Annotated in this window: 24 protein-coding genes and 1 riboswitch; of the genes, 14 read left to right on the forward strand and 10 right to left on the reverse strand. The window is 65.2% G+C overall.

Translation table 11 applies throughout. The features are described from left to right. Positions 1 to 6: 6 nt before the first annotated feature. Complete coding sequence (locus tag NOF53_RS02540) at positions 7 to 1,650, reverse strand: sensor histidine kinase (protein ID WP_255965383.1); 1,644 nt, start codon at positions 1,648 to 1,650, stop codon at positions 7 to 9. A gap of 119 nt (positions 1,651 to 1,769) precedes the next feature. Here NOF53_RS02540 and NOF53_RS02545 point away from each other — a divergent pair, with 119 nt between their 5' ends. Beyond that, positions 1,770 to 2,393: a Tat pathway signal protein gene (locus NOF53_RS02545; protein WP_255965384.1), complete on the forward strand. Its 624-nt coding sequence runs from the start codon at positions 1,770 to 1,772 to the stop codon at positions 2,391 to 2,393. Between the two features lie 12 nt (positions 2,394 to 2,405). Here NOF53_RS02545 and NOF53_RS02550 read toward each other — a convergent pair whose 3' ends face one another. The 4 genes from NOF53_RS02550 to NOF53_RS02565 all read right to left on the reverse strand — a co-directional run bounded on the left by NOF53_RS02550 (position 2,406) and on the right by NOF53_RS02565 (position 4,955). Further along, entirely contained in the window at positions 2,406 to 3,131 is a 726-nt protein-coding gene (locus tag NOF53_RS02550) for an SRPBCC family protein (protein ID WP_255965385.1), read from the reverse strand. A 48-nt stretch (positions 3,132 to 3,179) separates the two neighbouring features. Further along, the gene (locus NOF53_RS02555; RefSeq protein ID WP_255965386.1) at positions 3,180 to 3,506 is read right to left on the reverse strand and encodes a cupin domain-containing protein; all 327 of its coding nucleotides are present in this window, start codon (positions 3,504 to 3,506) and stop codon (positions 3,180 to 3,182) included. A 142-nt stretch (positions 3,507 to 3,648) separates the two neighbouring features. Then, the gene (locus tag NOF53_RS02560) at positions 3,649 to 4,155 is read right to left on the reverse strand and encodes a dihydrofolate reductase (RefSeq protein ID WP_255965387.1); all 507 of its coding nucleotides are present in this window, start codon (positions 4,153 to 4,155) and stop codon (positions 3,649 to 3,651) included. After that, positions 4,155 to 4,955 carry a thymidylate synthase gene (locus NOF53_RS02565; protein ID WP_255965388.1) on the reverse strand — a complete coding sequence of 267 codons (801 nt, stop codon included), beginning with the start codon at positions 4,953 to 4,955 and terminating at the stop codon, positions 4,155 to 4,157. The genes NOF53_RS02560 and NOF53_RS02565 overlap by 1 nt, the downstream gene beginning before the upstream one ends. Positions 4,956 to 5,042: 87 nt before the next feature. On the opposite strand from NOF53_RS02565, the gene cobF reads away from it, so the two are divergent. The 5 genes from cobF (at position 5,043) to NOF53_RS02590 (ending at position 9,283) form a co-directional block, all read left to right on the forward strand. Continuing rightward, a complete protein-coding gene (cobF, locus tag NOF53_RS02570) occupies positions 5,043 to 5,783 on the forward strand; it encodes a precorrin-6A synthase (deacetylating) (RefSeq protein WP_255965389.1) in 741 nt (246 codons plus the stop codon). A 58-nt stretch (positions 5,784 to 5,841) separates the two neighbouring features. Continuing rightward, positions 5,842 to 6,708, forward strand: a complete 867-nt coding sequence (locus NOF53_RS02575) for an Fpg/Nei family DNA glycosylase (protein WP_255965390.1) — start codon at positions 5,842 to 5,844, stop codon at positions 6,706 to 6,708. Between the two features lie 26 nt (positions 6,709 to 6,734). After that, complete coding sequence (gene purT, locus NOF53_RS02580) at positions 6,735 to 7,946, forward strand: formate-dependent phosphoribosylglycinamide formyltransferase (protein WP_255965391.1); 1,212 nt, start codon at positions 6,735 to 6,737, stop codon at positions 7,944 to 7,946. After that, on the forward strand, positions 7,943 to 8,425 hold the full coding sequence (locus tag NOF53_RS02585) for a DUF456 domain-containing protein (RefSeq protein WP_255965392.1): 483 nt from the start codon (positions 7,943 to 7,945) through the stop codon (positions 8,423 to 8,425). Before purT ends, NOF53_RS02585 begins: the two co-directional genes overlap by 4 nt. A gap of 75 nt (positions 8,426 to 8,500) precedes the next feature. Beyond that, entirely contained in the window at positions 8,501 to 9,283 is a 783-nt protein-coding gene (locus tag NOF53_RS02590; protein WP_255965393.1) for a hypothetical protein, read from the forward strand. Here NOF53_RS02590 and NOF53_RS02595 read toward each other — a convergent pair. Together NOF53_RS02595 and NOF53_RS02600 are read right to left on the reverse strand one after the other, a co-directional pair. Continuing rightward, on the reverse strand, positions 9,280 to 10,035 hold the full coding sequence (locus NOF53_RS02595) for an amidohydrolase family protein (RefSeq protein WP_255965394.1): 756 nt from the start codon (positions 10,033 to 10,035) through the stop codon (positions 9,280 to 9,282). The two genes, NOF53_RS02590 and NOF53_RS02595, sit on opposite strands and share 4 nt — an antisense overlap. A gap of 81 nt (positions 10,036 to 10,116) precedes the next feature. Then, positions 10,117 to 11,508, reverse strand: a complete 1,392-nt coding sequence (locus NOF53_RS02600; RefSeq protein ID WP_255965395.1) for an FAD-dependent oxidoreductase — start codon at positions 11,506 to 11,508, stop codon at positions 10,117 to 10,119. Between the two features lie 254 nt (positions 11,509 to 11,762). Here NOF53_RS02600 and NOF53_RS02605 point away from each other — a divergent pair, with 254 nt between their 5' ends. Genes NOF53_RS02605 through NOF53_RS02615 form a run of 3 tightly spaced genes read left to right on the forward strand, consistent with a single transcriptional unit; the run spans position 11,763 to position 13,897 of the window. Next, positions 11,763 to 12,209, forward strand: coding sequence for an Rv0361 family membrane protein (locus NOF53_RS02605; RefSeq protein ID WP_255965396.1), 447 nt, complete (start codon positions 11,763 to 11,765; stop codon positions 12,207 to 12,209). Positions 12,210 to 12,257: 48 nt separating this feature from the next. Then, positions 12,258 to 12,677 (forward strand): rhodanese-like domain-containing protein, encoded by a 420-nt coding sequence (locus tag NOF53_RS02610; RefSeq protein WP_255965397.1) that lies wholly within the window; start codon positions 12,258 to 12,260, stop codon positions 12,675 to 12,677. Beyond that, on the forward strand, positions 12,674 to 13,897 hold the full coding sequence (locus NOF53_RS02615; protein WP_255965398.1) for an O-succinylhomoserine sulfhydrylase: 1,224 nt from the start codon (positions 12,674 to 12,676) through the stop codon (positions 13,895 to 13,897). The genes NOF53_RS02610 and NOF53_RS02615 overlap by 4 nt, the downstream gene beginning before the upstream one ends. 54 nt (positions 13,898 to 13,951) lie before the next feature. Here the strand turns inward: NOF53_RS02615 and NOF53_RS02620 are convergent, their stop codons facing one another. The 3 genes from NOF53_RS02620 to NOF53_RS02630 form a co-directional block, all read right to left on the reverse strand. Next, positions 13,952 to 14,731, reverse strand: coding sequence for an HAD-IIA family hydrolase (locus tag NOF53_RS02620; protein ID WP_255965435.1), 780 nt, complete (start codon positions 14,729 to 14,731; stop codon positions 13,952 to 13,954). Positions 14,732 to 14,807: 76 nt separating this feature from the next. After that, the gene (locus tag NOF53_RS02625) at positions 14,808 to 15,575 is read right to left on the reverse strand and encodes a sulfite exporter TauE/SafE family protein (RefSeq protein WP_255965399.1); all 768 of its coding nucleotides are present in this window, start codon (positions 15,573 to 15,575) and stop codon (positions 14,808 to 14,810) included. A 212-nt stretch (positions 15,576 to 15,787) separates the two neighbouring features. Continuing rightward, positions 15,788 to 15,885, forward strand: a riboswitch (SAM riboswitch). 12 nt (positions 15,886 to 15,897) lie between these two features. Continuing rightward, positions 15,898 to 16,098: a hypothetical protein gene (locus NOF53_RS02630; RefSeq protein WP_255965400.1), complete on the reverse strand. Its 201-nt coding sequence runs from the start codon at positions 16,096 to 16,098 to the stop codon at positions 15,898 to 15,900. Here NOF53_RS02630 and NOF53_RS02635 point away from each other — a divergent pair. Genes NOF53_RS02635 through NOF53_RS02655 form a run of 5 tightly spaced genes read left to right on the forward strand, consistent with a single transcriptional unit; the run spans position 16,088 to position 20,456 of the window. Then, entirely contained in the window at positions 16,088 to 17,050 is a 963-nt protein-coding gene (locus NOF53_RS02635; RefSeq protein ID WP_255965401.1) for an amino acid ABC transporter permease, read from the forward strand. The genes NOF53_RS02630 and NOF53_RS02635 overlap by 11 nt on opposite strands. Then, entirely contained in the window at positions 17,047 to 17,847 is an 801-nt protein-coding gene (locus NOF53_RS02640) for an amino acid ABC transporter ATP-binding protein (RefSeq protein WP_255965402.1), read from the forward strand. Before NOF53_RS02635 ends, NOF53_RS02640 begins: the two co-directional genes overlap by 4 nt. Before the next feature lie 50 nt (positions 17,848 to 17,897). Further along, positions 17,898 to 18,869: an ABC transporter substrate-binding protein gene (locus tag NOF53_RS02645; protein ID WP_255965403.1), complete on the forward strand. Its 972-nt coding sequence runs from the start codon at positions 17,898 to 17,900 to the stop codon at positions 18,867 to 18,869. 25 nt (positions 18,870 to 18,894) lie between these two features. After that, positions 18,895 to 19,404 carry a GNAT family N-acetyltransferase gene (locus tag NOF53_RS02650; RefSeq protein ID WP_255965404.1) on the forward strand — a complete coding sequence of 170 codons (510 nt, stop codon included), beginning with the start codon at positions 18,895 to 18,897 and terminating at the stop codon, positions 19,402 to 19,404. Continuing rightward, complete coding sequence (locus NOF53_RS02655; protein WP_255965405.1) at positions 19,401 to 20,456, forward strand: LLM class flavin-dependent oxidoreductase; 1,056 nt, start codon at positions 19,401 to 19,403, stop codon at positions 20,454 to 20,456. Before NOF53_RS02650 ends, NOF53_RS02655 begins: the two co-directional genes overlap by 4 nt. The last annotated feature ends 61 nt before the right edge of the window (positions 20,457 to 20,517 follow it).

Here is a 20,517-nt window from a genome sequence, read left to right on the forward strand (position 1 = left end):
CCGCGGCTAGGTAATCGGCACCTGCCAGGTGACGAGTGTCCCCGAGGCGCCCGAATCGACCGTGCAGGTGCCTCCGCACAGCTCTGCGCGTCGATCGAGGTTGGCCAGGCCGCTGCGATCTCCTGCCGTGATGCCGATCCCGTCGTCCTCCACTGTGATGGTGAGCTCGTCCTCGACTGCGATGCAGATGTCGATCGTGGTCGGGCGAGCATGCCGTAACGCGTTACTCAGAGCTTCTCGCAGAACCGCCTCGGCGTGCTGATGGATCCGATTCGGCACGAGTGTGTCGATGGCGCCCGCGAATTGAACGTTGGGGGCGATCGGTGACTGCGCCGTGAGGTCACCGACAACGTCGAGGAGGCGTCTGCGCAGACTTGTCGCGGACGCGGCATCGGTGGCCTGAAGGTCGAAGATGGTGGTACGGATCTCGCGCACCGTCCGGTCGAGTTGCTCGACGGACGTAGCCACGATCGAACGCACCGCATCAGGCACGTCCCCCACAGCGTGAATGCTCTGCAGGCTCATTCCCGTGGCGAAGAGACGCTGGATCACGTTGTCGTGCAGATCCCGGGCGATCCGGTCACGATCGGCGAGTACCGACAACAGTCGCTGTTTGCGCTGCTGGTCGGCGAACTCCACTGCCACCGCTGCGAGGTCGGCCACCGATTCGAGCCGAGCGACCTCGTCCGGGTCCCACGGCGTGTTGCCGCGGGCGGTGATCACCAGGACACCGCCGACGCCGGAAGCTGTAGACAACGGCAGAACGGCGGCGCGCCCAGCACCGGTCGAGAACGGTTCCAAGCCGTGCAATCCCGTCAGCAGAGCGGGAATCCGGGAACGCTGGACCTCGGCCAGTGGCTCGGTCTGCGCAGCGATTCGGTAGGCGTCGGGAAGGGGGCGTGCGGTGGTGTCCGCTCCCACCGCCGCACCGTCGCCCTGCGTGACGACGATGAACACCTCTTCGCCGCTCGACAATTCACGTACCTGCCCGGCAAGGGTGCGTAGGGTCTCGTCGAGCGAGCCGCCGACCATCAACCGCGACGTGATGGAAGCGACCGCCGTCAGCCATCGCTCGCGCGTCCGCGACTTCTCGAACAATCGGGCGTTGTCCACAGCCACGCCGGCAGAAGTGGCGAGAGCGCGCAGGATCACCTCGTCCTCGTCCGTGAACTCCGAACCACTGCGCTTCTCAGTGAGATAGATGCTGCCGAACACTGTCCCGCGCATCATGATGGGCACGCCGAGAAAGCTGTTCATCGGTGGGTGGCCGGGCGGCAAGCCGACGGACGCCGGATGCCGGGAGAGGTTCGAGAGCCGCACCGGACGGGGGTCGTTGATCAGCAGTCCGAGCAGCCCGCGACCCTCCGGGAAATGGCCCATTCCGGCGCGCTCGTCCGGGTTGATGCCTTGAAACACGAACTCGGCCAGACCGCCGTCGGGGGCGCGGACACCCAAGGCGCCGTAGCGGGCATCGAGCAGTGAGGTGGCCGAATCGACGATGCGTTGGAGGGTGGAATCGAGTTCGAGGCCCGACCCCACCACGAGGACCGCCTCGAACAGGCGTTGCAAGCTCTGGCGGGTGGGAACGACGTCCGTGGGCCCCTCGCGGGCCAAGTGGATCCTCACTTCGTGCTCGTCGTCCCGTCCCATGTCAGCAGCATAGGTGTGAGACGGGGGTAACGCGGGGAAGTGCGGTGTCGATAGAGGCGCGAGAGTGTTTACTCATTCGAAGTAACGCTTATCCACTCACCGGGACGAGGAGAAGAAGAATGAATCGACGGCACTTCGGACGACGGATCGCGGCAGGCCTGACCGCTGCAGTGGCAGCGACGATGATGTTTACCGGGGCGGCTTCGGCGCAGCCCACAGATTCTGTTCCTGCTGTCGACTCCACCACGGCGATCGCCAAGCTCCGGACCGCCGCAGCAGGTAACCCGGAAGCCGAGGCCGCCATCCAACGGCTGGCGCTGTCACCGACCGATGCGGCTGCGATCGACATCGCGCTGCCGGGGCAGATCTTCCAGGTCCCCGCGTACTCCGACACCGGCCAGGGCGGCCCCGTCCTCGGCCAGCTTTACGGCGCAGGCGTGGCAACCAACATGAACAACCAGTTCCGCTTCGGGTTCTTCGGCGGACCGGGAACCATCGCCGCCAACCAGGCAGGTGCCCAACTCGAGGTCGTGTACTACAGTTTCGCCACCGGCGCCAGTGGCGTCGTCAAGCTGGACCAGAACAACGCGGCCGTACCCACCGTCATTTCCACCCCTCCGGTCGCGGGTCTCGGTGGCGGCCTGGTCGTGGCGGCGGTGTACGGATCGCTGAATCACCAGGTCGGTCCGAACGTCGTCAAGAGCACCATCTGGTGGCCCAGCCTGGGGTCCGTGCTCGCCTGACATTCGAGCAACTCAGGTGGCAGGTTCGGCCGGCGGCCGGGCCTGCCACCACTCTTTCCAGCGCTCCTCGAGCTCGCTGAACTCTTCGTCGTCCAGTCCGTACACGGCCAGCAGTATCTGAGCGCCACCGTTCGGCCGCGCCGAATTGACCGGCTGCTCGCCGAACTGCAGTAGACCCGGGCCGAGGTCGTCGACGCTGACCGCAATCTGGTGCTCGCCGACGAAGCACACCACGCCGGACAGCAGATCACCCGTTGTGGATACGGCGCTGTAGTGATCTCCCCGCCTCGAGCCCGTGAGCTTGTCGAGCCCCAGTAGATGCTGTGCCGAATCGCCCTGCGCGACAGGGCCTTCGAGGAATAACGTACGACGATCGCCCAACCCGTGCTGTTCGATGCCGAACTTCAGGAACTGCAGAAAAGTGGTCCAGCCCTCGGTGACGTCGTCATACCAGTCGGCAGCGTCCGGGATGCTGTCGCGGCGTGGCCGGGTGATCCTCACGATGGTGGTGCCCTCGTGTTCGTGGAGACTGAAGCGGTCACCTCCGCTCACGACGAGGCTGTACGAGGCGGGGTCCTCGACCACCTCGCCGAGATAGATCTCCTGGATCTCGGCGTCGAGGCCGTCATAGTCCCAGCCGTGCCAGCGCCGGATCAGCGCCGGATCGCGCAATGCCGGCCACACCACGGACGGAGCAGCAGCCACGGACACCTCGATCGCGGGTTGCGTGTCGGTCATGAAGACAGTGTCACATGGCGACGGTGAGGTCACATGGCGCCAGTGAGATCACATGGCGACAGTGAGCAGAAACGCCACGTCCTCCAACGCTTCGACGCTGTGCCGATCACTGGGGAGAACGAGGAAATCGCCGGACGAGCCCTTCCACGAGTCCTCGCCCGACACGAGGCTCAGCTTGCCGCTGAGAATGAACAGAGTGCCCTCGCCCGGGCTATCGTGCTCGGCCATCTTCTGACCTGCGGCGAGCGCCACGACGGTCTGGCGGAGACTGCGCCGGTGGCCGCCGTACACGGTCTGCGAACTGCGGCCGCTGGACGTCCCGGCTGCCAACTTCAGTTGCTGTCGGGCAAGGGCGGTCAGTGACTTCTTGTCCATGAGACGAGTATGACCCAAGCCGCGCACCGATACCCGGTGAATGGGGTAACGGTGCGGTCGTGGCGGTGTGGTCAGCGCCGGGTGAGCGTCCACCCCCTGCAGTGCCGCGAACGCCCCGACCACGGCGGCCGCATGCTCGCGATTACCTCGCAGGTAATGCCCGCGCGTAGGTGATCCACCGATACCGGGTGCCGTTCTTCGCAGACGTGAGCCACTCACCAGTGTCCTGCGCGCGCCAGGAGTCGTCGATCGGGGGTGCCCAGGCGTCGCCGTCGACCGTGACATCGACCTCCGTGACGTATAGATGAGTAGCCAAAGGCATTGCTGCACTGTAAATCTGGCCACCGCCGATGATGCAGACGTCTTCGCCCGTGAGTGCCAGCGCCGATTCGAGCCCGGACGCGCTCTCCGCGCCGTCCGCAGTCCAGTCAGCCTGACGGCTGATCACGATGTTGCGTCGTCCGGGCAGCGGCCGGAACTTCGGGGGCAGCGAGTCCCACGTTCTGCGGCCCATGATCACCGGGTGGCCCTGCGTCACCTTCTTGAAGTACGCCATGTCCTCGGGGACGTGCCACGGAATCGTGTTGTCCCGGCCGATGACGCCGCCGACACCCTGTGCCCAGACCAGCTTGACCTGCCGCGCCGCCACTAGACGGCAACCGGCGCTTTGATGGCGGGATGGTGCCGGTAGTCGACGATCTCCACGTCCTCGAAGGTGTAGTCGAAGATCGACTCCCGCTTGTTCAGCTTCAGCGTGGGGTACGGCAACGGCTCGCGACTCAACTGCTCGGTGACCTGGTCGACGTGATTGTCGTAGATGTGGCAGTCGCCGCCGGTCCAGATGAAGTCACCCGGTTCGAGACCGGCCTGCTGCGCCACCATATGGGTGAGGAGCGCGTAGCTGGCGATGTTGAAGGGAACGCCCAGAAACATGTCGGCGCTGCGCTGATACAACTGGCACGACAACTTACCGTCCGCCACGTAGAACTGGAAGAACGCGTGGCACGGGGCCAACGCCATCCGCGGGATGTCGCCGACGTTCCACGCCGACACAATGATGCGACGGGAATCCGGATCGGACCTCAGCGTGTCGATGGTCTGGGTGATCTGATCGATGTGCTCTCCTGACGGAGTCGGCCAGCTGCGCCACTGCACGCCGTAGACCGGGCCGAGTTCACCGTCCGCGTCGGCCCACTCGTCCCAGATGGTCACGCCGTTGTCCTGAAGCCACTTCACGTTGGAGTCGCCGCGAAGGAACCACAACAGTTCGTAGACGATGGACTTGAGGTGCACCTTCTTCGTGGTGATCAGCGGAAACCCGTCCGCCAGGCTCCAGCGCATCTGATGACCGAAAACGCTCTTCGTGCCCGTCCCGGTGCGGTCTGCCTTCGGCGTGCCGGTGTCCATCACGAGTCGGAGGAGGTCTTCGTACGGGGTCGGCACAGTCACGGCGCCCAGTTTAGGCGGCTCCGCCGCCCGTGAGTGGTTTGCGGGTCCCTGGACTCCTCGCGCACGCACGAGCGATAGCCTTCGCCCATGCGTGAACTCTTCGTGATCGGCATCGGCGCCGGCGACCCCGACCAGGTGACGGTTCAGGCCATCAAGGCGATGAACAAGGCTGATGTGTTCTTCGTCATCGGCAAGGGCGACGAGAAGCAGGACCTCGTCGATCTCCGCACCACGATCCTCGAGGAACACGTCACCGGTCCGTATCGCGTGGTCGACATCATCGACCCGCCGCGGAACCGGACACCCGATGACTACGAGGGCGTGGTGGACGACTGGCACGAGCGCCGGGCGGCACTGTTCGAGGCGGAATTCGCGTCCGAGCCGGGGGTCGGGGCGATCCTCGTGTGGGGCGACCCCTCTCTCTACGACAGCACGCTCCGGATCGTCGAGCGAGTGCTCGCCCGCGGCAACGTGTCGTTCGACTACTCGGTGATCCCGGGTGTCACCAGCGTGCAGTCGCTGGCCGCGCAGCACCGGATCGTGCTCAACCGGATCGGCGAACCTATTCACATCACCACAGGTCGCAGGCTCGCCGAGGGACTCCCCGAGGGAGTCGACAACGCGGTGGTGATGCTCGACGCGAACACGGCGTTCGCCCAGGTCCCCGGCGACGACGTCCGGATCTGGTGGGGTGCCTACCTCGGCACACCCGACGAGGTGCTGATCGCCGGTCGCCTGCGTGAAGTCGAGAGCGAGATCCAGCGGGTGCGGGCCGAACTGCGTGAGCGCAAAGGCTGGATCATGGACACGTATCTGCTGCGGCGGTAGGTAAGTGGAAAGTGCGCAGGAGCGCACATCCGCACTTCCGTGCGGTTAGCCTGGTGCCATGCCCGAGCTGCCGGAGGTGGAGGCGTTAGCCGAGTTCCTGCGGAAACATGCCGTGGGAGCGGTTGTCGGACGTGTGGACGTGGCCGCATTGAGCGTGCTGAAGACGTTCGACCCGCCGATCACGGCGTTGCAGGGCCGGGACGTGACCGGTGCTGCGCGCTTCGGTAAGCACCTCGCCCTCGACTGTTCCGGGTTGTGGCTCGTCACGCATCTTTCCCGCGGAGGCTGGTTGAGGTGGACCGACAACCCGTCGGCCGCACCGCCGAAACCGGGAAAGGGTCCGCTCGCGTTGCGGCTCCACTTCTTCACCCCGGAGGGCGCGACACCGGCATTCGACCTCACCGAGGCGGGAACGAAGAAGCGGCTCGCGGTGTGGGTGGTGCACGACCCGCAGGAGGTGGAAGGGATCGGGCGACTCGGCCCCGACGCCCTGGAGGTCACCGAACCTGACTTCGCCGCGCTGCTCGAGACTTCCTCGTCACGGATCAAGAACGCCCTCGTCGACCAGTCTCTGCTGGCCGGCGTGGGCAATGCGTACTCGGACGAGATCCTCCACACCGCGAAGATCTCGCCGTTCGCGACAGCGAAGACACTGCCCGAGGACGACGTCCACGTCCTGTACGACGCGATGCGCACGGTACTGACCGATGCCGTCGAACGGTCGCTCGGCCAGGATGCCGCGCGACTCAAGGGTGAGAAGAGATCCGGCATGCGGGTACATGCGCGCACGGGTCTGCCCTGCCCGGTGTGCGGCGACACCGTCCGTGAAGTGTCGTTCGCAGAGAAGTCTTTTCAGTACTGTGCCACCTGTCAGACCGGCGGCAAGGTGCTCGCGGATCGGCGGATGTCCAGGCTGCTGAAGTAAGTGTCTACACGCATATAGTTGTCGCCATGCGTACACAGGCACCCGAGCGGTTCGGTACACCTCTGACGGCGGGCGCGATCCGCGTGATGCTGCTCGGGTCGGGCGAGCTGGGCAAAGAAGTCATCATCGCCCTGCAGCGACTCGGTGTCGAGGTGATCGCGGTCGACCGGTATGACAATGCGCCGGGGCATCAGGTGGCGCACCGGGCGCACACCGTCGACATGGGCAACCCGGATGCGCTGTTGCGTCTCGTCGACGCCGAGAAGCCGCACTTCGTGGTTCCCGAGATCGAGGCCATCGCCACCGACGCGCTGGTCACCGTCGAGGAGTCCGGTACCGCCGTGGTGATCCCGACGGCGCGCGCCACTGCGCTCACCATGAACCGGGAGGGGATTCGCCGTCTCGCGGCCGAGGAACTGGGACTCCCGACGTCGCCGTACGAGTTCGCCGACTCGCTGGGCGGAGTGCGCGAGGCTGTCGAACGCATCGGCGTGCCCTGTGTCATCAAGCCGGTGATGTCTTCGTCCGGGAAGGGCCAGTCGACCGTCCGCGACACCGCCGACATCGAAAAGGCTTGGGAATACGCACTGTCCGGTGGCCGGATCAATCACGGACGCGTCATCGTCGAGGGGTTCGTCGACTTCGACTACGAGATCACTCAACTCACCGTTCGAGCCGTCGGCGCGGACGGTGAAATACATACCGACTACTGCGAGCCGATCGGTCACCTGCAGGACGCCGGCGATTACGTGGAGTCGTGGCAGCCGCAGCCGATGAGCCCCGCAGCACTCGCCCGTGCGCGGGAGGTGGCGGGCAAGGTGACAGCGGCGCTGGGTGGCAGGGGAGTGTTCGGTGTCGAACTGTTCGTCAAGGGCGATGACGTCTATTTCTCGGAGGTCAGCCCTCGCCCGCACGACACCGGTCTGGTAACGCTACGCACCCAACGTTTCTCGGAGTTCGAGCTCCATGCGCGTGCCGTTCTCGGTCTTCCCGTCGACACCACACTCGTAGCGCCCGGCGCGTCCGCGGTGATCTACGGCGGCATGGACGCCGTCGGTATCGGTTTCGAGGGTGTCGCCGACGCGATGTCCGTGCCGGAAACCGACCTGCGGTTGTTCGGCAAACCCGAAAGTTACGTCCGTCGGCGCATGGGGGTGGCCGTGTCCACGGGGCCCGACGTGGAGACCGCGCGCAGCAGGGCGCGCGATGCGGCGTCCCGCGTTCGCGTCGTCGAATGAGCACGGGAGCAGAGGCGCTTGTCGGCCTCGCCATCGCGGTCGGGTTGGTGGGCATCGTCATCCCGATTCTTCCCGGAACGATACTGATCTTCGCCGCGATTCTGGTGTGGGCAATCATCTCCGGCACCGCCACCGCCTGGGCAGTGTTCGCGGTCGCCACGTTGTTCCTCGTGGTGAGCGGCGTCGTGAAGTACACCTGGCCCGGTCAACGGATGCGCAGCGCCGGCGTGCCCAACATGTCACTCGTCGTGGGTGGACTGACGGGAATCGTCGGGTTCTTCGTCATCCCCGTCGTGGGGTTGTTTCTCGGTTTCATCGCGGGAACGTATGTGGCCGAGCTCTACCGGTTGCGCGTGCACAACCGCGCGTGGGCGTCGACCTGGCACGCGTGCAAGGCAGTCGGGCTGTCGATGCTGATCGAACTGCTCGGCGCCCTGATCGCCTCCGGTGTCTGGCTCGCGGCCGTGGTCGCCACATAGGGGTATCCAGAGACAGTCGTCACCTGCGAGTATGGAATGCGGAACGAGATCTCCCCACTCAGCGGAGGAACGCCCGTGACTACGAAGACGACCTGGATCCTCGGTCCCCTCACCGTTATCGCCCTGGCTCTGAGCGGCTGTGGGGACGACTCGTCCGGCTCGTCGGCGGCGAGCGACACCAGTGCTCCGAGCGCGGGCACCACCAGCCCTCCGAATGCGGGCACCACCTCTGCGGCCGCGGCCGCGCTGATGGAGCAAATCCCCTCACCGTTCGTGGAAAAACCCCAGCTCGAGAGAACCTTCCTCGGCGCGGTGGACGATTCGGACGCCTATGTCGCCGTTGTCACATCGGGTAGTGACGCTGTCGCGTTCCTGTGCGACGGTCACGACATGTGGATGTGGATGTCCGGAGAGATGGACGGTGACCGGCTCGCACTGACCGCGCCGGACGGGTCGACGCTGACCGGCACGATGAGCGACGGAAAGGTGTCGGGGACGGTCACCGGTGCGGGCATGACGGACAAGGCGTTCGAGGCCGAACCCGCAGCGGCCGATGAAGGCCTCTTTCGCGCCACCACCGACCACGACGGTGCCGACTACACCCTCGGTTGGATCATGAGCAGCGACGGGGTCCGTGGTCTGGAACGGCGCGCCGACGGATCGTCCACCGGCGGAATTGCCGTCGACCACGACGATATGGACGACCGGAACCGGGACCGGCGGCAGGAGCGCAGGGACAACGATCAGGCTGCGTGCCAGGAAATGGGTGGATACAACGACTGGCTGGCGGCACAACCGCAGACACCACCGGTCAGCGAGATGATGTCGATGAACAGTATGCAGATGGAAGGCTGCTAGCAGCGTCCGTGTTCGGAACTGCAGCGGTACCAGTCTCGTGCGTTGTCGCCCATGACAGCATCGACATCGTCACCCACCGCCTCCGCAACGATGTCGATATCACTGTCCTGGAACACTCTTCGTGACCGGCTGCCGGGGAGGTCGGTACCGAACATCAGTGCCCGAGGATTGACGGCGTGAATCTTGCGGAGCACATCGCACACGTCGTCGATGGTGGTTCGTCCGAACCCGGTTGCCTTCACGCGTGCGCCGCGGTCGACGAGGTCGAGGAGGTAGGGCAGCCCACGGGTCGACATCCCGAGGTGGTCGATACAGACGGCGGGCAGCTTCGCGAATACCGGCCCCAGCGATAACAGGAGGGTGGCGTCGACGTAGAACTCGGCGTGCCATCCGGCGAGTTCGTACGCGCGCAGCGCCTGCTTGGTGAGCAGCTTGACATCGGTCGCGCTTCGGCGGAGGTTGAACCGGACTGCCCGAACGCCGGCATGATCGAGCCGCAGAATGTCTTCGTCGGTGGCGTCGGGCTCGAGGTGCGTGACGCCCACCCAGTTGGGGCCGAGTTCTTCCAACGCGGCCATCAGATAGTCCTGGTCGGTTCCCTGGTAGGAGGCCGTGACGACGGCGCCGCCGTCCACACCGAAACCCTCGGTCCGTTCACGGTAGTCGGCAATCGTGAAGGGGTCCGGCAGGTAGCCGTGATTCTCGAACACCGGGAACCGGGGATCGATGATGTGCACGTGGGCGTCAAACACAGTTCACATTTTGCCTTGCCGAGGGCGTACAACGCGCGACGGGAGCCCCCGTCGGGGGCTCCCGTCGCTCACAATAGTCGCTCAGGCCTTGTCCGGCTCGCTGGCCTTGAGCATGTCTTCGCGTTCGACGACCTTGATGCGCTCGCGGCCCTCCGGCTCACCGAGGCTGCGCTCGTGCGCGTCGAGGCGGTACCACCCCTGCCAGGTGGTGTACGGGATCTGCTTGCCTTCGAGAAACTCGACGATGGCGTCCTCGGACGGGTTGGCCGGCTCGGCGAAGGTAGGCCGGTCCTCGAGCAGGTTTGCGACGGTCTCGTTGGCGTCACCCTTGGTGTGACCGATCAGGCCGACAGGGCCGCGCTTGATCCAGCCGGTGACGTAGGTGCCCGGCATGAACCGGGCCGCACCTTCGGCGGAGTCGTCGGCGATGACGCGTCCGGCCTCGTTGGGAACGGTGCCGGCCTGCTCGTCGAACGGCAGCTTCGCGATGTTCTGCGACAGGTATCCCACCGCGCGGTACACGGCTTGGACGTCCCAGTCGTTGAACTTTCCGGTGCCCTTGACGTTGCCGGTGCCGTCGAGCTGGGTGCGCTCGGTACGCAGACCGACGACCTTGCCGTCTTCGCCGAGGACCTCGGTGGGCGATTCGAAGAAGTGCAGGTACAGCTTGTGCGGCCGGTTACCGACGTCACGGATGGCCCAGTCCTGCAGGGTGTTGGCCACCATGTCGACCTGCTTGGAATTGCGGCGCGCCTGCTCGGAGCCCTCGTCGTAGTCGATGTCCTCGGGGTCGACGATGACCTCGATGGTCGGCGAATGGTCCAGTTCACGCAGCTCGAGGGGGGTGAACTTGGCCTGCGCCGGGCCGCGGCGGCCGAAGACGTGGACCTCGACGGCCTTGTTGGCCTTGAGTCCCTCGTAGACGTTGGCCGGGATTTCGGTGGGCAGCAGCTCGTCACCGGTCTTCGCGAGCACGCGGGCGATGTCGAGAGCGACGTTGCCGACGCCGAGGACGGCGACCTTCTCCGCGTCGAGCGGCCAGGTGCGCGGCACGTCGGGGTGGCCGTCGTACCAGGAGACGAAGTCGGCGGCGCCGTAGCTGCCGTCGAGGTCGATGCCCGGGATGTTCAGGTCGCGGTCGGCGTTGGCACCGGTGGAGAAGATCACCGCGTCGTAGAAGGTGTGCAGGTCTTCGAGGGTGATGTCGGTGCCGTAGTCGATGTTGCCGAGCAGGCGCACCGACGGCTTGTCGAGCACCTTGTGCAGGGCGGTGATGATGCCCTTGATGCGCGGGTGGTCGGGGGCGACGCCGTATCGGATCAGACCGAACGGTGCCGGCATCCGCTCGAACAGGTCGATGCTGATCCCGCCGTCCGAGGCGGCATCAGATTTCATGAGTGCATCGGCAGCGTAGATCCCGGCGGGACCGGCACCGACGATCGCTACGCGCAACGGACGTGTCTGATCAGTCATCTGGAGCGAACTACCTTCTGATGGGCGGACAACGAATGTTCAGCTTAAGTTAAGCCAGCCTAATCGGGTGGCCGAGGCGCGTATTCACGGCCCTCGGGCCGGGCCCGCACAACGGCAGCACTGGTCGACCTGAGCGCCTCCCATTGTCTGGACGTGCGGCCCTCGAGGGTAGTCGTCTCCGCGTTGGGGGGTCACAAACCAAGTTTGTAGCAGCTGCTCTATACACTGCTGGCACGCCGAAGTGGAGGGAAGTCATGTCCGATCCGAGCGAATTGCCTCGAGGTGCCGCGGGGGGCGACCCGGAGGACCCCCGGCGCACTACCGCCACACCGTTCATCGCCGCCGTCGTCCTCGTCGTGGTGATCTTGGTCGCGATCGTGGTCGGCGGAATGCTCTCGCCCGCCGACCGCAACGTCACCGAGGCCGATCGCATCACCCGCTCGGTGGCCGATTACATCCAGGCCCACAACCACGACGACGCCGACCTGCAGAAGTCACTGGTGTGCTCGACCTGGTCGGCAGACCGATCACCGCTCGAAGCCCGCGAAGGGGAGATCACACTGCAGGGTGTCGACTCGCCCGAGGTGAACGGCGACCGCGCCCGGGCCGATGTTCGGATCACGGCCGAGGACGGTCGGGGTGAGACCACGAATACCTGGCAGCTGATTCGCTCCGATGACACGTGGGTCGTGTGCAATTGACGCTTGCCCGGACAGGCATCGAAGAGAGGGCTGTGAAAAGCTGACATGGTGAGTTACGCAGGCGACATAACGCCGGAGCATGCCTGGGAGCTGCTTCGCGAGAATCCCGACGCTGTGCTGGTCGACGTGCGAACCGACGCCGAATGGAAGTACGTCGGTGTTCCCGACACGTCCTCACTGGGTAGGCAGCCGGTGCTGATCGAGTGGGTGAGCTATCCCGACGGTGCCCGTAACGACAACTTCGTGAACCAGCTGAAGGAAGCGGGGATCACCGGGGGCGAGGACGCACCTGTCATCTTCCTGTGTCGCTCCGGTCAGCGATCCATCGGTGCGGCGGAGGCCGCGACAGCGGCGGGCATCGGCCCGTCGTACAACGTGCTCGACGGTTTCGAAGGCTCCTTGGATGCCGACGGTCATCGTGGGGCGGTCGGCTGGCGGGCGCTGGGCCTGCCGTGGAGGCAGTGGTGAGTGCAATTCCTCAGGGTGGCGCGTTCGAGAAGGCGCTGCCGGACGGCATCGGCCAGGGCACGATCAGTGTGCGCGGCGGAACCCTCCGATCGGGCTTCGAGGAAACATCCGAAGCGATCTTCCTGAATTCGGGCTTCGTCTTCGAAAGCGCCGGAGCGGCCGAGGCGGCGTTCACCGGCGACATCGACCACTTCGTCTACTCGCGTTACGGCAACCCGACCGTGAAGATGTTCGAGGAGCGGCTCCGTCTGATCGAGGGCGCGGAGGCGTGTTTCGCCACCGCGAGCGGAATGTCGGCGGTGTTCACCGCCCTCGGCGCGCTGCTGAAGGCCGGCGACCGCCTGGTGGCGGCGCGCAGCCTGTTCGGGTCCTGCTTCGTGGTGTGCAACGAGATCTTGCCCCGCTGGGGTGTCGAGACGGTGTTCGTCGACGGCGAGGACCTCGAGCAGTGGGAGAAAGCTCTGTCGGAGCCGACCGCTGCAGTGTTCTTCGAGACGCCGTCCAACCCCATGCAAACCCTCGTGGACGTGCCCCGAGTGGCCGAGCTCGCGCATGCGGCAGGCGCGAAGGTCGTGCTGGACAATGTGTTTGCTACGCCGCTGCTGCAACGCAGTCTGGATCTGGGCGCCGATGTCGTCGTCTACTCCGGGACCAAGCACATCGACGGTCAGGGGCGGGTGCTCGGCGGTGCGATCCTCGGATCGCAGGAGTACATCGACGGTCCGGTGCAGAACTTGATGCGTCATACCGGTCCGGCGCTCAGTCCGTTCAATGCCTGGACCCTCTTGAAGGGGCTCGAGACGATGCCGATCCGGGTGCGGCACTCGGTCGGTTCCGCGTTGCAGATCGCGCGGTTCCTCGAATCGAATTCCGCCGTGGAATGGGTGAAGTACCCGTACCTCGAGTCGCATCCCCAGCACGAGCTCGCCACGCGCCAGATGAGCGGAGGCGGCACGGTGGTCACCTTCGCGCTCGCTGCAGCCGAGAACGAGGCCAAGAAGCGTGCGTTCGAAGTACTCGACGCGCTGCGACTGGTCAATATCTCGAACAACCTGGGTGATTCGAAGTCGCTCATCACCCACCCTGCCACCACGACTCACCGGGCAATGGGGCCCGAAGGACGTGCGGCAGTGGGAATCACCGATGGCGTCGTCCGGCTCTCCGTCGGCCTCGAAGACACCGAGGACCTTCTGTCGGATCTCGAGCACGCTCTGAGCTGACCGCACCGTGAGTACTTGTCGACGACGCGGAGTGTCGACAAGTACTCACGGATGTCAGACCGAGGTATCGGCCCGGTCGAACGGGTCGGAGGTGCGCCCGACGAGATCGGCCACCGACTTGAGGACCGCCGTGGGGCGGTACGGGAACAGCTCGACCGAATCTCGAGTCGAGATGCCGGTCAGCACGAGAATGGTCTGCAATCCGGCTTCGAGCCCGCACACGATGTCGGTGTCCATGCGATCGCCGATCATCAGGGTGTTCGCGGAGTGCGCCCCGATGGCGCGGAGTGCGGAGCGCATCATCAGGGCGTTCGGTTTGCCCACGTAGTAGGGGTCGCGTCCGGTGGCCTTGCTGATCAGCGCGGCAACGGATCCGGTGGCGGGTAACGATCCTTCCCGGGACGGGCCGGTGGGGTCCGGGTTGGTGGCGATGAAGCGAGCGCCTCTCTCCACCAAGCGGATTGCGGTGGTAATCGCCTCGAAAGAATAGGTGCGGGTTTCGCCGAGAACCACATAGTCGGGATCGTTCTCGGTGAGGACGTAACCGATGTCGTGCAGTGCAGTGGTGAGACCGGACTCGCCGACCACGTAGGCGCTGCCGTTCGGGCGCTGGTTCGCCAGGAACGTGGCTGTCGCCAACGCGGACGTCCAGATGGATTCCTCGGGAATGTCGAGCCCTGTGCGGAGCAGCCGGGCGCGGAGGTCGCGGGGTGTCCTGATGGAGTTGTTGGTCAGCACGATGAAGGGGATCTCGGCCTCGCGGAGCTCTGCCAGGAAGAGGTCTGCCCCCGGGACCAGGTGTTCTTCGTGGACGAGAACTCCGTCCATGTCCATCAGGTAGGTCCAGCCGGGGTTCTCTACATCTGTGCTCACCGATCCAGTATGAGGCAGCACCGGCCTGCATGCGCGGCTACGCCAAGAGCCGCCCCAGGCCGATCAGACCGACCACGACGATGGTCACCCGAAGCGCGACAGGGGACAGGCGGCGACCGTAGCGGGCCCCGAGCACTCCGCCGAGGAGCGAGCCGACCGCGATGAGCCCCGCGGCAGCCCAGCTGATCCGGTCGAAGGCGACGAGCGTGTACGCGAGCGCGGCCACGACGTTGACGATCAGCGAGAGCAGGTTCTTTGCACCGTTCATCCGCTGCAGACTCTCGGGGAGGATCGCCCCCATGACGCCCATCAGCAGAATGCCCTGCGCCGCCGTGAAATAGCCGCCGTAGATCCCGACGGCGAAGGTGCCGGCTGTGAGCAAGAGCAGACGCGGTCGACTGAGGCCGGCCTCGTGGCTGCCGCGCTCCTTCGCCCAGGCCTGGATCCGCGGCTGCAACACCACCAGCACGAGCGCGAGGATCAACAGCACCGGGACGATGAATTCGAACACCGACTCGGGCAGGTGCAGCAACAACCAGGAGCCGAGGATCGCGCCGCACAGCGACGCCGGGATCTGCCAGCGGAGCCGGGACCCCTGGCCGGCCAGCTCGCGCCGGTAACCCCAGGTGCCGGAAACGCCACCGGCCACCAACCCCACCGCATTCGACATCGTGGCGGTTACGGGCGGAAACCCGAACGCCACGAGGGTGGGGAAGGTGATGAGCGTGCCGCTGCCGACGACCGCGTTGATCGCACCTGCGCCGACGCCGGCAACGAGGATCGCAAGGGCTTCGAGTGGAGTCACCGAGGCGACGTTACAAGGGCGACCGGGAACCCTGCACCCGGGTTCCGGACGCGGGCGCCCGGGGCGCTGCCCACTCCATCCAACCCTGAGGCACCGGCCCGTGTCAGCACTTGTGCGCAGCCGGATTCGAACTCGCTCGATCTCTTATTGTCCTTGTGCAGCAGGGAAATACACGTATTGACGAGTTGGCCGAATGCGGATAGTGTTCGCGTCAACCATCCAGAGCGACCGAGAGACCTGGCTCGTCGACGTCGCAGCAACCCTTCCGGCCTGTTTCGGGTGCGGGTGCTACCGCCAGGATCGATGGAAGGCATCACATGACTCACACCGCACGCAGTACGTGGCGCAGACGGCACATCGACCTGTGCCGCACCAAGTCCTGCGGTTGTTGACGCAGGCCGATCACCAGCTCACCGTGCGCAGTGCTCGGTGAGCGCCTGAGGCGCGTCCGCACGGTGCGGGGCAACGCGCTTCCCTCTTCGATCCCTGCCTCGACGAAAGGCCGTGTTGTGATGTCTGTCATAAGTGCGCCCGTACCCGTGGAGGACTGCCTCGACGACGGCGCACTCGAGGTCGCCCGGACGTGGCATCCGTGGCGGTGGGTGATCAGTGCCCTCGTGCTGGTGCTGATGGCGCAATTCGTCCACGGCCTCGTCACCAATCCGGGATGGGACTGGTCGACGTTCGCGCAGTACTTCACTGCCGGCTCGGTGCTGAAAGCACTGTGGATGACGGTGAAGCTCACGCTGTGGGGGACGGTCCTCGGCTTCGTGTTCGGTGTGGTGCTCGCGGTAGGCCGCTTGTCGCACAACCCAGTGCTGCAGGTGATCGCCTGGGTCTACATCTGGGCGTTCCGGTCGATACCTCTGATCGTGCAATTACTGTTCTGGTTCAACATCACCTACCTGTATCAGACTCTCTCCGTGGGAATCCCGTTCGGGCCCGGTTTCTTCTCGTTCGAGGTCAACGGCGTCATCAGCGGGTTCACCGCGGCTGTCATCGGGCTGGCACTCCACCAGGCCGCGTATTCGGCGGAGATCATCCGCTCCGGCATCATCTCCGTGGACCACGGTCAGATCGAGGCCGCCCAGTCGCTGGGCATCCCGCGGCGACGTCAGTTCTTCACCATCGTTCTCCCGCAGGCGATGCGGGGAATACTGCCCAACGCAGCGAACGAAGTGATCAGCCTGTTCAAGGGCACCTCGATCGTGTCCACGATGGCAATCGCCGAACTCTTCTATCAGGTCCAGGTGATTTTCGGGCGTAACGGCCGGGTGGTGCCGCTCCTCATGGTGGCCACCATCTGGTACATCGTCCTGACCACTCTGCTGTCGATCGGGCAGTACTACGTCGAGCGCCACTACGCACGCGGATCAGCGCGGGCGCTGCCGTTGACTCCCTGGCAGAAAGTCACCCGGAAGTACGCCGAGATCCGCGACTCCCGCGTCGCCGTACCGAGAGGCGCCACCAAATGACTGTCGACGAGATCACCGCGGACAACATCACGGCGGCCGACCTCGCCGTCGAGGTCCGCGGAGTGCACAAGTCCTTCGGGTCCCTCGACGTCCTCCGCGGTGTCGACCTGCTGGTCCGCAAGGGCGAGGTGACGGCGATCCTCGGTCCGTCGGGGTCGGGCAAGTCGACCCTGCTCCGCACCCTCAACCACCTCGAGAAAGTGGACAAGGGCACGATTCGGATCGACGGCGAACTGATCGGCTACCGGCGCAGAGGAAACAAGCTTCACGAACTCCGGGAACGCGACATCCTGAAGCAGCGGTCGCGTATCGGCTTCGTGTTCCAGAACTTCAACCTCTTCCCGCATCTCACCGTGCTCGAGAACGTTGTCGAGGCGCCCGTCTCGGCACAGGGCCGCGACCGGGCGGAAGTGATCGCAGAGGCTCACGCTCTGTTGGAGCGGGTAGGCGTCGGCGACAAGGCCCGTGACTATCCGCGCCAGCTGTCCGGTGGACAGCAGCAGCGGGTGGCGATTGCCCGCGCCCTGGCCCTGCGCCCCGCTGTGATCCTGTTCGACGAACCGACGTCCGCGCTCGACCCCGAACTGGTCGGTGAGGTGCTGGCCGTCATCAAGCAGTTGGCGCGGGACGGGGCCACGCTCGTCATCGTCACTCACGAGGTCGGGTTCGCCCGTGAGGTCGCGGACAACGCGGTGTTCATGGACGCGGGAGTCGTCGTCGAACAGGGACCACCTGCACAGGTCATCGACAATCCGCGCCACGAGCGCACCCGGGCATTCCTCTCCCGCGTGCTCTAGTTGTTTGCTCTCCACACACTTTTCGCACACAGACTTTTCGAAAGGCACACATGTCCTCCGCACGGTTCCGTACCAGAGTTCTGGCCTCCACAGTGGCCGCCGTCGCCCTGCTCACCGCTGCGTGCGGTGGCGGCGACACCGCGGCGGGAGGCACAGAGCCCTCCACGGCAAGCGGATACAACCTCACCGCCGAGCAGAACCGCATCACCACCGACAAGGTCGACGCGATCGCCGCCAAGGTCCCCCGACAGATTCGAGATCGCGGCACCCTCGTCGTGACCGGTGCAGCGGGTTCGGCTCCGCCCCTGCGGTTCTATGCCGATGACGACAAGACCCTCATCGGATCCGAAACAGACTTCGCCCACCTGATCGCAGACGTCCTCGGCCTCGAGGTGGACCTCCAGGCCGCGGACTGGGCACAAAACTTCGTCCGCGTCGACTCCGGGGAGGCGGACGCCTTCATCTCCAATGTCACCGTCACCGAGGAGCGCAAGGAGAAGTACGACTTCGCGACCTATCGCCTCGACACCATCGCCTTCGAGACGAAGAAGGACAGCGGCATTCGAATCACGGGACCGAAGGACGTCGCAGGACTGAAGATCGCGGTCTCCTCGGGCACCAATCAGGAGGCGCTGCTCGTGAAGTGGAGCGAGCAGAACGTCGCAGCCGGACTCGCACCCACCGACATCACGTACTTCCAGAACGTCACCGACTACTACCTGCCGCTGGCTTCCGGCCGGATCGACGCTTATCTCGGCCCCAACCCGTCCTTGGCGTTCCATGTGGCGCAGTCGGGGGAGAGCGAGATCGCCGGCACCTTCTCCGGGGCCGGTGACGCCTTGCAGGGTGAGATCGGGGTCCTGACCAAGAAGGACAACGGACTGATCACCGCCGTGAACGAGGCGATCAATCATGTCATCGGAAATGGCACCTACGCAGAGGTTCTGAAGCGCTGGAACATCGAGAACGAGGCAATCGACGCGTCGGTTGTCAACCCGCCCGGTCTTCCGAAGAACAGCTGATCATCCGCTCTCGAGAGGAATCGACATGCATGCGACCTTCGTCGAACAGAGCGACCCGCTTGCTGCTCCACTGCTGGCGGAACTCGCGTTCGAGTACAGCTCACGCTATGGGCGTACCCGCGACGAGATGTACCAGGACCTCGTGACCTATCCCTCCGAGGAGTTCGGCGCACCGGACGGGGCGCTACTGATACTGGTCGAGGGCGAAAATCCAGTGGCGGGCGGTGCGTTTCGCCGATACGACGAGGTGACCGCCGAGTTGAAGCGAATCTGGACCTCGGCGGAACACCGCAGACGGGGCCTCGGCCGGACAGTGCTGCGGGAACTGGAACACGAGATCGCGCGGCGCGGTTACTCCCGCATCTTCCTCACGACGGGCCCGCGGCAACCCGAGGCGGTCGGGCTGTATCTCGCCTCGGACTACACGCCGCTGTTCGATCCCACCCGGCGGCCGGAAGACATCGGTGTGCACGCATTCGAGAAGAGCATCGCCCTGTCGGCGTCGCCGAGACCGAGGGAGTTCCTGTCGGCATGAAGTTCCTTCTGATGACTCTCATCGCGCACCAGCCCGACCCCGTGACCGGCGAGAAGGTCGACACAGCGACACGTTTGCAGGAAGTGGTCGATTCGGCGGTCGTCGCCGAACAACTCGGCTACGACGGGTTCGCTGTCGGTGAGCGGCACGAACATCCGTTCCTGTCTTCGGCCCCGCCCGTAGTGCTCAGCGCGATCGCGGCGCGCACCACCGCACTGCAGCTGTGGACAGCGGTGACCACCTTGAGCCTGCTCGATCCGGTCCGGGCCTTCGAGGACTATTCGACGCTCGACAACCTGTCGGGCGGCCGCCTGCAGCTGATCATCGGCAAGGGAAACGGCACGGCCCAGGCCGAGTTGTTCTCCGTGACCCCCAGCGACCAGTGGGATCGCAATCGCGAGGGGTATGAACTTTTCCGGAAATTGTGGGAAAGCGACGACGTGACGTGGGAGGGCCGGTTCCGTCCTCGCCTCGATCACGCCGTCGCCCTTCCGCGACCACTTCAGCCTCGGATCCGGATCTGGCACGGCAGTGCCACCAGTAGGGACTCGGTCGACCTGGCCGCGCGGTACGGCGACCCGCTCTTCTCCGCCAATGTCACAGGCCCTGTCGAGCCGTATGCCGAACTCATTCGCCACTACCGCGAGCGGTGGATCGACTACGGCCACGACCCCGCCGACGCACTGGTGGGCGCCGGAACTGCTGGCTTCTATGTGACACCCAACTCGCAGGACGCCGTCGATACCTGGCGCCCGATACACGCCGCACGGGTCGATTTCGCGCGCAGGACGGGCCTACCGGTGGTGTTCGACACGGTGGAAGACTTCGTGGAGCGAAGTTCGGCGCTCGTCGGCAGTCCGGAGCAGGTGATCGACAAGGTTGCGCGTTACCACGAGAAATTCGGCCACCAGGTAATCCATCTCGGTGCCGATCGGGTGGGAATGAGCGACAAACAGCACCGAGAAAGCCTCGAACTGTTCCAGGCCGAAGTGGCGCCCGAGTTACGCGCGACCATTCCGAGCCGCCCCCTCACAACCCTTCAGTACACGTGAGCGTTCCCGAATCCCGGGCCTCACTCGTACACGTCGTCGAAAAACGGAGTCCTCGGTGTCC

The sequence above is a fragment of the Rhodococcus tibetensis genome (genome assembly GCF_024438035.1).
Lineage (GTDB): Bacteria > Actinomycetota > Actinomycetes > Mycobacteriales > Mycobacteriaceae > Rhodococcus_F > Rhodococcus_F tibetensis.

What these genes read in the sequence shown, in the direction of transcription:
- NOF53_RS02540 (WP_255965383.1), bottom strand. Translation starts at nt 1,650, where the DNA reads ATGGGACGGGACGACGAGCACGAAGTGAGGATCCACTTGGCCCGCGAG.
- NOF53_RS02585 (WP_255965392.1), top strand. Translation starts at nt 7,943, where the DNA reads ATGAGCACGGGAGCAGAGGCGCTTGTCGGCCTCGCCATCGCGGTCGGG.
- cobF (WP_255965389.1), top strand. Translation starts at nt 5,043, where the DNA reads ATGCGTGAACTCTTCGTGATCGGCATCGGCGCCGGCGACCCCGACCAG.
- NOF53_RS02550 (WP_255965385.1), bottom strand. Translation starts at nt 3,131, where the DNA reads ATGACCGACACGCAACCCGCGATCGAGGTGTCCGTGGCTGCTGCTCCG.
- NOF53_RS02655 (WP_255965405.1), top strand. Translation starts at nt 19,401, where the DNA reads ATGAAGTTCCTTCTGATGACTCTCATCGCGCACCAGCCCGACCCCGTG.
- NOF53_RS02545 (WP_255965384.1), top strand. Translation starts at nt 1,770, where the DNA reads ATGAATCGACGGCACTTCGGACGACGGATCGCGGCAGGCCTGACCGCT.
- purT (WP_255965391.1), top strand. Translation starts at nt 6,735, where the DNA reads ATGCGTACACAGGCACCCGAGCGGTTCGGTACACCTCTGACGGCGGGC.
- NOF53_RS02620 (WP_255965435.1), bottom strand. Translation starts at nt 14,731, where the DNA reads ATGGACATGGACGGAGTTCTCGTCCACGAAGAACACCTGGTCCCGGGG.
- NOF53_RS02605 (WP_255965396.1), top strand. Translation starts at nt 11,763, where the DNA reads ATGTCCGATCCGAGCGAATTGCCTCGAGGTGCCGCGGGGGGCGACCCG.
- NOF53_RS02555 (WP_255965386.1), bottom strand. Translation starts at nt 3,506, where the DNA reads ATGGACAAGAAGTCACTGACCGCCCTTGCCCGACAGCAACTGAAGTTG.
- NOF53_RS02645 (WP_255965403.1), top strand. Translation starts at nt 17,898, where the DNA reads ATGTCCTCCGCACGGTTCCGTACCAGAGTTCTGGCCTCCACAGTGGCC.
- NOF53_RS02630 (WP_255965400.1), bottom strand. Translation starts at nt 16,098, where the DNA reads ATGACAGACATCACAACACGGCCTTTCGTCGAGGCAGGGATCGAAGAG.
- NOF53_RS02640 (WP_255965402.1), top strand. Translation starts at nt 17,047, where the DNA reads ATGACTGTCGACGAGATCACCGCGGACAACATCACGGCGGCCGACCTC.
- NOF53_RS02650 (WP_255965404.1), top strand. Translation starts at nt 18,895, where the DNA reads ATGCATGCGACCTTCGTCGAACAGAGCGACCCGCTTGCTGCTCCACTG.
- NOF53_RS02575 (WP_255965390.1), top strand. Translation starts at nt 5,842, where the DNA reads ATGCCCGAGCTGCCGGAGGTGGAGGCGTTAGCCGAGTTCCTGCGGAAA.
- NOF53_RS02600 (WP_255965395.1), bottom strand. Translation starts at nt 11,508, where the DNA reads ATGACTGATCAGACACGTCCGTTGCGCGTAGCGATCGTCGGTGCCGGT.
- NOF53_RS02635 (WP_255965401.1), top strand. Translation starts at nt 16,088, where the DNA reads ATGTCTGTCATAAGTGCGCCCGTACCCGTGGAGGACTGCCTCGACGAC.